Origin of the sequence: Kocuria rhizosphaerae, assembly GCF_044462265.1 — a bacterium.
Classification (GTDB): domain Bacteria; phylum Actinomycetota; class Actinomycetes; order Actinomycetales; family Micrococcaceae; genus Kocuria; species Kocuria rhizosphaerae.
Map to the genome: position 1 here is coordinate 70,062 of NZ_JBISWL010000114.1, position 12,302 is coordinate 82,363.

Genomic DNA, 12,302 nt, shown 5'->3' on the forward strand with positions numbered 1-12,302 from the left:
GGGTCACCGACCCACCAACGGCGCCCACGCGAACACGCCGTGTGCGCCATCAACTCCCGAAAACCCAGCACAAGAAACTGTGAGCCGGACACCCGCTCACACAATTGAAGGAGATCACAGTGACCGAGCCGTTTTCCGTCGTCGCACTCTCGCCTCGCACATTCACCGTCAAAGAACGCGAGGACGGGGTCAAGAACGTCAAGCGGATCAACGAGTTCATGGACACGGCCGTCATGGTCGGCGCCTGGGAGGGCGCCCCGGTCCGTCTCGTCGTCATCCCCGAGATGGCCATCCAGGGCATGATCGCGAACACCCCGGGCAACCGCGAGAAGGAGGCTCACTTCGCGGTCACGATCCCCGGCCCTGAGACCGACGAACTCGCGAAGAAGGCGCGGCAGCTCAACACCTACATCGCCGCCGAGCTCTACATGGTGAAGGACGACGACTTCCCGGACCGCTATTTCAACGTCGCCTTCATCATCGATCCTAATGGGGAGGTCGTTTACAAGCGGTACAAGGCCACCAGTGACGCCTACGAGGGCGGGATGCTGGGCAACATGAACCCGCACGACGTGTGGGATGAGTGGATCGCCAAGAAGGGCAACGGGAACGTCATGGACGCGATCTTCCCGGTCGCCCGCACCGAGATCGGCAACATCGGTATCGCGATCTGCCACGAGGGCGTCTACCCCGAGGTCGCCCGCGGTCTCGCGATGAACGGCGCCGAGATCATCATCCGACCCACCCTCATCGAACCGGCTGTGATGACCGGCATGTGGGAGATCCAGAACCGGGCACACGCCCTGTTCAACTCCGCCTATGTCGTCGCCCCCAACCTCGGTCCGGAAATCAGGGATGACGGCGGCATCCAGGACCTCTTCGGCGGCCAGTCGATGATCGTCAATCCGCGAGGCCAAATCGTCGCCCAGCAGAACGGGTGGACCTCCGGGGACTCCTTCGTCTGCACCACGATCGACATCGAGGCGCTGCGGCGGGCCCGGGTCGCCAACGGACTGTACAACCAGTTCAAGGACATGCGCACCGAGCAGTACCGCGCCATCTACGACCAGCCCATCTACCCCAAGAACCAGTACCTCGACGCCCCGCCGGCAGAGGACTGGCTCGCCCGGGAGGAGGCCACCAGGGCACGCAACATCCAGACGCTCATCGATCGGGGTGTGATCACGCCTCCCACCGGCTACCAGCCGAACGGGGCCGAGGAGGAGTCCCCGGTGATGGAAGCGGTGTCTGAGGTCAGCAGCTCCTGATCCAAATGGGATGGGTGCGCGGCAGCCGCACCACGGCCTGCCGCGCACCCGTCCCTCCACGGCCGCCCACCACAGTCGACCAAATCCGGAACCTGAAACACAGAAGGTGTGAGTAATGAACCCCATGAAGGTGCTAGTTCTCGGCATGGGTCGGTGGGGAAACCGATGGCTGGAGGCGTTGGAAGACATCCCGGGAGTTGCCCTCGCGGGCACAGCCGGAGGAACGGTTCGGGTCGCAGCCGACAGACTTCCCAGGACGGGATCCTACTGTCACTACCGCAGTTTCACCGAGGCCTTGGATCGCTGCCCGGCCGACGCCGTGATCATCACGCTTCCGGTCCGCCTCCACACCGAGGCCATCACGCGGGCACTTGAGTCCGGAATGCACGTCCTCGTCGAGAAGCCCCTCGTGGGCACACGACAAGACCTCGCCGCGGTCCTGGCAGCCCGGTCGCAGCGTCCTGACATGCAGGTCGTCGTGTCGCAGAACTACCGCTACCGGCCATGGGCGCGTCGGGCGCGGCAGCAAATCAGCAGCGGCATCCTGGGAGACGTCCGGCATATCTCCATACGATTCAGCAAGGCGGAGATCCTCGAGGGTGGGCGGGACAAGCTGCAGGCCCCGCTCTTGGAGGACATGTTCATCCATCATCTCGACCTCGTGCGCTACCTCACCGGCAGCGAAGCTGTCGAAGTGTTCGCCATCCAGCACCGCCCGCCGTGGAGCCGCTACCCAGGCATGCCGGGTCTCGAAGCCCTCATCACCCTCGCCGACGGCACGGTGGTTAACTACTCCGGTACATGGGCTGGAAGAGGACCAGAGACTTCCTGGGACGGCGAGTTCGTCTTTCACGGCGAGCAAGGCGTGCTCGAGGTCGCCGAGGACAAGGTCGCACTCAACGGAGACCCGACCGCCGCCCTGGTACCACAACGAATTCCCAACGAAACCAACGACCTCCGCGTTGTGTTCCAGAGCTTCCGCCAGGCTGTCGACGGGGACGAGATTCCAGAAACCGACGTGTCCGACAATCGCCGGACCGTCGAGTTGCTGTTTGCTGTTGAAGAGTCGCTCAAATCGCACCGCCCCGTGCCGGTGCGGGCTTGACGGAGTAGAGAGGGCGCAGGTATGGGAGACAAGCCAAGCGGTTCTACGCAGGCACCACGGATGATCGACGTCGCACGATTGGCTGGTGTCTCGCAGCAAACCGTCTCTCGGGTGCTCAACGGCAACGTGTACGTCTCGAAGGAACTCCGGGAGCGAGTCGAACAGGCCGTTCGACACCTGGGCTACCGTCCGAACAAGTCGGCCCGTGCGCTCGTCACCAACGAGACCATGCATCTGGGCGTCATCACGGCCGGAACGGCGCAGTACGGGCCGTCCCACGCCCTGTTCGGCGTTGCGCTGCAGGCCCGGAACCGAGGTTATGCGACCAGCCTCGTGAGCCTGGAGGACGCAAACCGTGCGAACATGCGGGAGGCGCTGGACCATCTCCTCGCTGACGGGGTCGACGGCATCATCGTTCTCGCGCCGACCGCGGCCGCAGCCGATGCAACCGAGTCCCTGGACGCTCGCGTGCCCTTGGTGATGTTCCAGCCAGGTGCGGTGGACAGTCTCCACACCGTTTCCCACGACGAGATGCTGGGCGCGCGCATCGCCACCCAGCATCTCGTGGAGCTGGGCCATCCCACCGTGCACCACCTCGCCGGCCCCACCGGCTGGCTCGCGTCCGAGGCGCGGATCGAGGGTTGGCGCACCACGTTGGGTGCCGCGGGCAAGGTGGCCGTGGAACCGCGTCGGGGGGACTGGAGTGCCGCCTCCGGCTACACAGTGGGTCTTGGCATGTTGCAGCAGGACAAACCCACCGCCGTTTTCGTGGCCAACGATCAGATGGCGCTCGGCCTGCTGAAAGCAGCGGCAGAACTCGGGGTTCGTGTGCCGGAGGAGCTCAGCGTCATCGGCTTCGACGACATCCCCGAGGCGCAGTACTTCTGCCCCTCTCTCACGACCATGCGCCTGGACTTCGACGAGGTCGGTCGGCGTTGCGTGGACCGGGTGATCAACTTGATCCGGCACGGCGAGTACTTCAGCCAGCCGGTGGTGGCGCCGTTCCTCGTTCCGCGGGCGAGCACCGCCGCGCACGGCGAGGGGCGCGTCTCCAGCTCCACAATTGCGGAGACCATCAACTAGACCCAACAAGTCCAAATCATTCTGGAGAGCATCATGTTAGCGCTCTCATACTGGTTGGACGTTCTTCAGTGAAAGGTGAGTGATGGGAATGGCCCATCAGGGATCAGCTGTCGTCGTAGGAGTCGACTACGGAACGCTCTCCGGCCGGGCCGTCGTGGTGAGGGTTCGTGACGGCGCGGAACTGGGCAGCGCGATGCACGAGTACCAGCATGCGGTGATGGATCGGACGCTGACCGCTCACGCGGGTGAGGTGCTGCCTCCGGACTGGGCATTGCAGGCGCCGGCCGACTACGTCGACGTGCTGAAGAACGCCGTGCCGGCTGCTGTGAAGGCGGCGGGCGTGGACCCGGCCGATGTCATCGGGATCGGCACCGACTTCACGGCGTGCACCATGGTGCCCACCTCCGCTGATGGGACGCCGTTGTGCGAGCTTGAGCAGTTCGCCGACCGTCCGCACGCCTACGTAAAACTGTGGAGGCACCACGCGGCCCAGGGGCAGGCGGACCGGATCAATGCTCTGGCTCACGAGCGAGGCGAGCCGTGGATCAACCGATACGGGGGGTTCATCTCCTCGGAGTGGGAGTTCGCCAAGGGGCTGCAGCTGCTCGAGGAGGATCCTGAGATTTACGCGGCGACGGACCACTGGGTCGAAGCAGCCGATTGGATCGTGTGGCAATTGACCGGCCGTTACATCCGCAACGCCTGCACCGCTGGGTACAAGGGCATCTACCAGGACGGTGCCTATCCTTCCGAAGAATTTCTCACCGCCCTGAACCCCGACTTCGCCGGGTTTGTGCGGGAGAAAGTAGGGCACGAGATTGGCCAGCTCGGCCACCGCGCAGGCACCTTGACGGCCGAAGCCGCCGCGTGGACGGGGCTGCCCAAGAGCATCGCGGTTGCCGTGGGCAACGTCGACGCCCATGTGAGCGCTCCGGCAGCTAACGCGCTCGAGGCCGGGCAGATGGTGGCGATCATGGGGACCTCCACCTGCCACGTGATGAACGGGGACACCCTGGCTGAGGTGCCCGGCATGTGTGGCGTCGTCCACGGAGGGATCGTCGAGGGTTCCTGGGGCTACGAGGCAGGCCAGTCCGGTGTCGGCGACATCTTTGCCTGGTACGTGGCCAACCAGGTACCGGGTGAATACGCGGAGGAGGCTGGCCGGCGAGGAATCTCGGTCCACGAGCTGCTCACGGAGAAGGCCGCGGTCCAGCAGGTCGGAGAGCACGGTCTGATCGCCCTGGACTGGCACTCGGGCAACCGGTCGGTGCTGGTGGACCACGAACTCTCCGGACTGGTGCTCGGGCAGACATTGGCGACCCGCCCCGAGGACGTCTACCGGGCCCTCCTGGAGGCAACCGCTTTCGGCACCCGCAACATCGTGGAAGCCTTCGACGACGCCGGGGTGCCGGTCACCGAACTGGTCGTGGCCGGTGGCCTGCTCAAGAATGCCTTCCTCATGCAGATGTATGCCGACGTCACGCACCTGCCGCTGTCCACCATCGCCTCCGAACAAGGCCCGGCGTTGGGCTCGGCCATCCACGCCGCCGTCGCCGCGGGGGCCTACCCCGATGTGCGCGTCGCCGCCCAGGCGATGGGCCGGCGCGTCGTGGACGCCTACACCCCCGACGAGGACGCCGCCCAGCGGTATGACGCACTTTACGCCGAGTACAAGCTGCTGCACGACTACTTCGGCCGGGGAGGCAACGACGTCATGCACCGGTTGAAGAGGGTCCGTCGGGAAGCCCTGGCCACGCAGAACAAGTCGGTGTCAGTGGAGTCGACGGCCATCGAGACCGACCGGACTGAACGCTCCACGCACACGACGGAGGTCCTTTCGTGAATATTGCCCTCACTCAATTGCCCTTTGAGATGCAGGCCTCAATCGCTGAGACGCGGGAACGGGTGGCGGCCCTGCACGCGGAGCTTCCCCGGTACGAACTCGTCGTGTGGACGGCCGGCAATGTCTCCGAACGCGTGCCCGATGCGGACCTGTTCGTCATCAAGCCCTCCGGCGTCTCCTATGACGACCTCAGTGCCGAGATGATGGTCGTCTGCACGCTCGACGGGGAGAAGATCGACGACGGCACCCCTGCCCACCTCCAGCCATCGTCAGACACCGCCGCCCACGCCTACGTCTACCAGCACATGTCCGACGTCGGCGGAGTCGTGCACACCCACTCCACCTACGCCACCGCCTGGGCCGCTCGCGGCGAACCGGTCCCATGCACGCTCACGATGATGGCCGACGAATTCGGAGGGGACATCCCCGTGGGACCGTTCGCCCTCATCGGCGACGACTCCATCGGCCGCGGCATCGTGGAAACCCTGCGGGGGTCCCGCTCGCCGGCAGTGCTCATGCGCAACCACGGCCCCTTCACCATCGGCAAGGACGCGCGGGCGGCCGTGAAGGCCGCCGTGATGTGCGAAGAAGTCGCCCGGACCGTCCACATCTCCCGCCAGCTCGGCGAGCCCGCCCGCATCCCACCAGCAGACACCGATCGTCTCTACGACCGCTACCAGAACGTCTACGGCCAGCACACGGCGCAGGAGGAACAGCACTGATGAAGAACCCCTTTGACGGCAAGGCCATCTGGTTCCTCACGGGCAGCCAGGACCTCTACGGCGACGACACCCTGCGCCAGGTCGCCGAGCAGTCGCAGACCATCGCAGCCACGCTCTACGATGCCGTCGATGTCCCTGTCCGCGTGGTCTGGAAACCGGTCCTCAAGGACCGCGAGGCCATCCGCCGGACGGCGCTGGAGGCCAACGCTGACGACGAGTGCCTGGGAGTCATCACCTGGATGCACACGTTCTCACCGGCGAAGATGTGGATCCTGGGCCTCGACGCCCTGACCAAGCCGATGCTGCACCTGCACACCCAGGCCAATGTCGGGCTGCCGTGGAGCGAAATCGACATGGACTTCATGAACCTCAACCAGGCCGCCCACGGCGACCGCGAGTTCGGGTACATCGCCACTCGCCTGGGCATCACCCGGAAGACCGTGGTCGGCCACGCCAGCGATGCCGCCGTCCAGGCCAAGGTCGGGACGTGGGCGCGCGCCGCTGCCGGTTGGGCTGCCATGCGCGAACTGCGGCTGGCCCGCTTCGGCGACAACATGCGCAACGTCGCTGTCACCGAGGGCGACAAGACCGAGGCCGAGATCCGTCTCGGCGTGTCGGTGAACACCTGGGGCGTCAACGACCTCGTCGAGGCGGTGGACGCCGCGGCCGACTCCGACGTCGACACCCTCATCGCCGAGTACGAGCAGGCTTACGACATCGACCCGCAGCTGCTCCCGGGCGGGGACCGCCACGAATCGCTGCGCTACGGCGCCCGCATCGAACTCGGCCTCCGCACCTTCCTCGAGCACGGCAGGTTCGCCGCGTTCACCACCAATTTCGAGGATCTCGGCGGCCTCCGCCAACTGCCCGGGCTCGCGGTTCAGCGGCTCATGGCGGACGGGTACGGCTTTGGCGCCGAGGGCGACTGGAAGACCGCCGTCCTGGTCCGGGCGGCCAAGGTCATGGGGTACGGGTTGCCCGGCGGAGCCTCGCTCATGGAGGACTACACCTATGAGCTGACACCGGGCAAGGAGAAGATCCTCGGCGCCCACATGCTCGAGATCTGCCCGACTCTGACTACCGACCGGCCGCGGCTGGAGATCCATCCCTTGGGCATCGGTGGTCGGGAGGACCCAGTCCGCCTGGTCTTCAACACAGACCCGGGCGAGGGCGTCGTCGTTGCGATGTCCGACCTGCGCGACAGGTTCCGCCTGACGGCCAACGTCGTCGACGTCGTCCCCCCGGACGAGCCGTTGCCCAACCTGCCCGTCGCCCGAGCCGTATGGAAGCCGCGGCCGGACCTTCCCACCTCGGCCGAATGCTGGCTCACCGCCGGCGCCGCCCATCACACCGTCCTCACCACCGCCGTGGGCCTGGAGGTGTTCGAGGACTTGGCTGACATGACCGGCGTCGAGCTCGCCGTCATCGACGAGACGACGAGGACCCGGCAGTTCACCCGGGAGCTCAGGCTGGACCACGCCTACTACAGACTGGCTCAGGGACTGTGAGCGGCATCAATACCGGCACCCAGCGCGGGTCCGGGGGCGAGATGGCGCTCCCGTCCGCGGGCATGCGCGACACTCCCAACGGCACGGCTCACACTCTGGCCGCCGGCGAATACCGAGCCACGGTCTTCTCCTCGGGGGCGGCGCTGGGACGGTTGACCTGGCGCGGCGACGACATCGCCGTGCCCGTCCCGGAGTCAGAGATCCCCGCTGCCTATGAGGGGAAGACGCTCGTGCCCTGGCCAAATCGGGTCGCGGACGGCCGATACACCTTCCGTGACAGGACCCATGAGCTTCCCATCAACGAGCACATGACGAACAGCGCCTTGCATGGTTTTGGCTGCTGGGTGGACTGGGACGTGGTCGAGGCAACCTCGAACGAAGTCACGTTCCGGACCCACGTCATGCCCCGATATGGGTACCCGTTCCACCTCGCGACCGAGGTCACCTATCGTCTAGCTGCCGACCTCGGACTGTGCGTCGAGATCACCTCCACCAACGTCGGTGCATCACCGGCTCCGTACGGCGTGTCTTCCCATCCGTATCTGACCTGTGGCCTCGCCCCAGTCGACGAGTGCACGCTGACCGTTCCGGCCGAGTGGGTCATGACGGTGGACGATCGGCTGCTGCCGACGGGAATGGTCCCGGTCGGGGACGCGAATCTCGACTTCCGCAACGCCCGGCCGGTGGGGCCGCAACAGGTCGACCACGCCTTCGGTGGCCTGCCGCCAGACGAATGGGAGGTGATGCTCTCTCACCCAGGCAACGGACTGTCGGTTCGGTTGACGGCAACGGCAGCATGGCTGCAGATCTACACGGGCGACAGGCTGGGTCGCCGCGGCATTGCCGTCGAACCCATGACATGTCCTCCAAATGCATTCAATTCCAAGGATGATTTCATCGTGCTTGAGCCAGGAGACCACTACACCCTTCGGTTCAGGATTGAGGCTTCCTTGTTGCCGAATACGTGACACCAACAGTTTTCAAGGAGATCCAATTGGTCGATAAAAGGGTGCTGTTATCCTCAGCCTGATCCGTCTTCGCCGAGGTCACTTGGAGGGTGGCGACCGTCGCATAAGCGAATTTCCTGTTGCATTGATCTGCAGCTGTTTGAGTTTCGTGACTTGATGAAGTAGCGCAACGACGTCCGGGCGCACCGGTTCAGGCGATGGAAGCCGATATCCTCCATCCCTCGGCGGCCAAAATATGCGTCATTGCCGGCTATGAGAACGGCTGTCTCGGTGCCAGCCAGGAGATTCGCCATCGTGCTCCGAGTTGCCGATCGGAATTCGTTGGCCTCTGTGGCAAGCCGCTACACGATCCTTCGTCGAAAACGTTGGCGCGGGAAGCATGCGCATATGAATAACGAGACAACGTTCCCTTTTTCGACCCATTCCCGACCCCTGGAGGAGAAAATGATCGTGACCGATCTCGATCAGAAGCTGACGTGGACCGAACTCGACCGGCGTGCCGTGGACACTGTCCGGGTGCTGGCGGCGGATGCGGTGGAGAAGGTGGGCAATGGGCATCCGGGGACCGCGATGTCCTTGGCGCCGGCGGCGTATCTGCTGTTCCAGAAGGTGATGGTCCACGACCCGACCGATGACCGGTGGACCGGGCGTGACCGGTTCGTCCTCTCCCCGGGCCACACCTCGCTGACGCTGTACCTGCAGCTGTTCCTGTCCGGGTACGGGATGGAGCTCGAGGACATCGCGTCCCTGCGGACCTGGGGCTCGAAGACCCCGGGACACCCGGAGTACCGGCACACCACCGGGGTGGAGATCACCACCGGCCCGCTGGGCCAGGGCCTGGCCTCGGCGGTCGGGTTCGCCTACGCCCAGCGCTACACGAGGGGCCTGCTCGATCCCGAGGCCGCCGCGGGGAGCTCTCCCTTCGACCACATGGTGTACGTGATCGCCTCCGACGGGGACCTGCAGGAGGGGATCACCTCCGAGGCGTCCTCGCTGGCCGGTGTCCAGGAGCTGGGCAATCTCGTGGTGATCTACGACGACAACCACATCTCCATCGAGGACGACACCGACGTGGCCTTCACCGAGGACGTGTGCGCCCGCTACGCCGCCTACGGCTGGGACGTGGCACGGGTGGACTGGACGAAGTCCGGGGACTACGTCGAGGACGTGGCCGAGCTCTACGCGGCGATCCGCGCCGCGAAGGCGCAGACCGCCAAGCCCTCGCTGATCGCCCTGCGCACGGTCATCGGGTTCCCGGCCCCGGGCAAGCAGAACACCGGGGGCATCCACGGCTCCAAGCTCGGGGCCGAGGAGGTCGCCGCGACCAAGGAGGTCCTCGGCTTCGACCCGGAGAAGTCCTTCGTGGTGGAGGATGAGGTGATCGCCCACACCCGGGGCATCCAGGATCGGATGAAGGAGGTCCGGGCGCGGTGGGAGGAGCAGTTCTCCGCCTGGCGTCAGGCCAACCCCGACCGGGCGAGCCTCTACGACCGGATCCGGGCCGAGGAACTGCCCGAGAACTACGCGGACGCCTTCCCCGTCTTCGAGGCGGGGGCGGACGTGGCGACCCGGGCGGCCTCGGGCAAGGTCATCAACGCGATCGCCGCCACGTTCCCGGAGCTGTGGGGCGGGTCGGCGGACCTGGCCGGGTCCAACAACACGACCATCGAGTCCGCCAAGTCCTTCATCCCGGCGGCCCGTTCCACGGCCAAGTGGTCCGGGGACCCCTACGGGCGGGTGCTGCACTTCGGGATCCGCGAGCACGCCGCGGCGGCGATCGTCAACGGCATCGTGATGTCCTCCCAGACCCGGGCGTTCTGCGGGACGTTCCTGATCTTCTCCGACTACCAGCGCCCGGCCGTGCGCCTGGGCGCGCTGATGAAGGTCCCGGCCATCTACGTGTGGACCCACGACTCGATCGGCCTGGGCGAGGACGGGCCCACCCACCAGCCGGTCGAGCAGCTCTCGGCCCTGCGCGCGATCCCGGGCCTGGACGTGGTCCGCCCGGCCGATGCCAACGAGACCGCCATCGCCTGGCGGACGGTGCTGGAGAACCGTCACGGCCCGGCCGGGATCGCCCTGACCCGCCAGAACGTGCCCACCTTCGCCCGGGAGGACCTCCACCCCGAGGCCGAGGGCGAGAAGTTCGCCTCCGCCGAGGGCACCGCCCGCGGCGGCTACGTCCTGGCCCAGGCCCCCGGAGGCGCAGAACCGGACGTGATCCTGATCGGCACCGGCTCCGAGGTCGCCCTGGCCGTTCAGGCCCGGGCGCAGCTGGCCGCGCAGGGCATCAACGCCCGGGTCGTGTCCATGCCCTGCCGGGAGTGGTTCGACGCCCAGGACCCCGACTACCGCGAGTCCGTGATCCCCTCCCGGATCAAGGCCAGGGTCTCCGTGGAGGCCGGGATAGCCATGTCCTGGCGAGACCTGATCGGCGACGCCGGGCGGGCCGTGTCCCTGGAGCACTTCGGGGAGTCGGCCGACTACCAGAGGCTCTACCGCGAGTTCGGCATCACCGCCGAAGCGGTCACCACCGCCGCCCAGGACTCCCTGGCCGCCGCGGCCCAGACCGCTCCCACCGGAAGCTGAACCGCACCGGTTCCCCCCACCACCCAGCCCGCGGGGCGGGCACGGCATCACCGGTGCCCGCCCCCGCCCGACCAGCACTGCAGCCCGGCTGCAGAGAACCGAGGACCGCATGACCACTCCCACCCGCAAGCTCTCCGAGGCCGGAGTCTCGATCTGGCTCGACGACCTCTCCCGTGAGCGCCTGACCTCCGGGGGACTGGGCCGGCTGATCGAGGAGAAGGACGTCGTGGGCGTGACCACGAACCCCACGATCTTCGCCGCCGCCCTGGCCGCCCACGACGCCTACGAGGACCAGGTGCGCGAGCTCGCCGCGACCGGCACCGACGTCGACGAGGCCGTGCTGGCCATCACCACCGACGACGTCCGCGAGGCCTGCGACCTGTTCGCCCCCACCTACGAGGCCACCCAGGGCGTGGACGGACGGGTGTCCATCGAGGTCGACCCCCGCCTGGCCCAGGACGCCGAGGCGACCGCGGCCATGGCCCAGCGCCTGTCCCAGACCATCGACCGCCCCAACGCGCTGATCAAGATCCCCGCCACCGAGGCCGGGCTGCCCGCGATCACCGCCACGATCGCCGAGGGCATCTCGGTCAACGTGACCCTGATCTTCTCCCTGGACCGGTACCGGGCGGTCATCAACGCCTACCTGCTGGGCCTGGAGCAGGCCCTGGAGGCCGGCAAGGACCTCACCACCATCCACTCCGTGGCCTCCTTCTTCGTCTCCCGGGTGGACACCGAGATCGACGCCCGCCTCGAGCGGGTCGGCACCAAGGACGCCCAGGAGCTCAAGGGCAAGGCCGGGCTGGCCAACGCCCGCCTCGCCTACCAGATCTTCCAGGACTCCGTGGACACCGAACGCTGGGCCCGCCTGACCGGGGCCGGGGCGAACCCACAGCGGCCGCTGTGGGCCTCCACCGGGGTGAAGGACCCCTCCCTGCCCGACACCCTCTACGTGACCGGGCTCGTGGCCCCGCACACGGTCAACACCATGCCCGAGAAGACCCTCGAGGCCACCTACGACCACGCCGAGATCACCGGGGACACCATCAGCGGCACCTACGAGGCCTCCAACGCGGTCCTCGACGCCCTCGCGCACGCCGGGGTCTCCTACGACGAGGTCGTCACCAAGCTCGAGACCGAGGGCCTGACCAAGTTCGAGGACTCCTGGGACGAGCTGCTGGCCACCGTCCGCAACGCTCTCGACAACGCCCGCTGA

At 66.7% G+C, this 12,302-nt stretch carries 9 protein-coding genes; all 9 read left to right on the forward strand.

Going from position 1 to position 12,302, the window contains the following annotated elements:
* Positions 1-119: 119 nt before the first annotated feature.
* The 9 genes from ACH9EU_RS13520 to tal all read left to right on the forward strand — a co-directional run bounded on the left by ACH9EU_RS13520 (position 120) and on the right by tal (position 12,302).
* Positions 120-1,268, forward strand: a complete 1,149-nt coding sequence (locus tag ACH9EU_RS13520) for a nitrilase-related carbon-nitrogen hydrolase (RefSeq protein ID WP_396414436.1) — start codon at positions 120-122, stop codon at positions 1,266-1,268.
* 115 nt (positions 1,269-1,383) lie between these two features.
* Positions 1,384-2,373 (forward strand): Gfo/Idh/MocA family protein, encoded by a 990-nt coding sequence (locus ACH9EU_RS13525; protein ID WP_396414437.1) that lies wholly within the window; start codon positions 1,384-1,386, stop codon positions 2,371-2,373.
* A 60-nt stretch (positions 2,374-2,433) separates the two neighbouring features.
* Positions 2,434-3,456 (forward strand): substrate-binding domain-containing protein, encoded by a 1,023-nt coding sequence (locus tag ACH9EU_RS13530; RefSeq protein ID WP_396414438.1) that lies wholly within the window; start codon positions 2,434-2,436, stop codon positions 3,454-3,456.
* 88 nt (positions 3,457-3,544) lie between these two features.
* Positions 3,545-5,299, forward strand: coding sequence for a ribulokinase (gene araB / locus ACH9EU_RS13535; protein WP_396414439.1), 1,755 nt, complete (start codon positions 3,545-3,547; stop codon positions 5,297-5,299).
* A 29-nt stretch (positions 5,300-5,328) separates the two neighbouring features.
* Positions 5,329-6,021 (forward strand): L-ribulose-5-phosphate 4-epimerase, encoded by a 693-nt coding sequence (locus ACH9EU_RS13540; RefSeq protein ID WP_396414440.1) that lies wholly within the window; start codon positions 5,329-5,331, stop codon positions 6,019-6,021.
* Positions 6,021-7,529, forward strand: a complete 1,509-nt coding sequence (araA, locus tag ACH9EU_RS13545) for an L-arabinose isomerase (RefSeq protein WP_396414441.1) — start codon at positions 6,021-6,023, stop codon at positions 7,527-7,529. Before ACH9EU_RS13540 ends, araA begins: the two co-directional genes overlap by 1 nt.
* Entirely contained in the window at positions 7,526-8,497 is a 972-nt protein-coding gene (locus ACH9EU_RS13550) for an aldose-1-epimerase (RefSeq protein ID WP_396414442.1), read from the forward strand. Before araA ends, ACH9EU_RS13550 begins: the two co-directional genes overlap by 4 nt.
* Before the next feature lie 444 nt (positions 8,498-8,941).
* Positions 8,942-11,086, forward strand: coding sequence for a transketolase (gene tkt, locus ACH9EU_RS13555; RefSeq protein ID WP_396414443.1), 2,145 nt, complete (start codon positions 8,942-8,944; stop codon positions 11,084-11,086).
* Positions 11,087-11,195: 109 nt separating this feature from the next.
* On the forward strand, positions 11,196-12,302 hold the full coding sequence (gene tal, locus ACH9EU_RS13560; RefSeq protein WP_396412817.1) for a transaldolase: 1,107 nt from the start codon (positions 11,196-11,198) through the stop codon (positions 12,300-12,302).

Coding starts and splice junctions, on each gene's coding strand:
- ACH9EU_RS13530 (WP_396414438.1), top strand. CDS start 2,434: ATGATCGACGTCGCACGATTGGCTGGTGTCTCGCAGCAAACCGTCTCT.
- tkt (WP_396414443.1), top strand. CDS start 8,942: ATGATCGTGACCGATCTCGATCAGAAGCTGACGTGGACCGAACTCGAC.
- araB (WP_396414439.1), top strand. CDS start 3,545: ATGGCCCATCAGGGATCAGCTGTCGTCGTAGGAGTCGACTACGGAACG.
- ACH9EU_RS13540 (WP_396414440.1), top strand. CDS start 5,329: ATGCAGGCCTCAATCGCTGAGACGCGGGAACGGGTGGCGGCCCTGCAC.
- ACH9EU_RS13525 (WP_396414437.1), top strand. CDS start 1,384: ATGAACCCCATGAAGGTGCTAGTTCTCGGCATGGGTCGGTGGGGAAAC.
- araA (WP_396414441.1), top strand. CDS start 6,021: ATGAAGAACCCCTTTGACGGCAAGGCCATCTGGTTCCTCACGGGCAGC.
- tal (WP_396412817.1), top strand. CDS start 11,196: ATGACCACTCCCACCCGCAAGCTCTCCGAGGCCGGAGTCTCGATCTGG.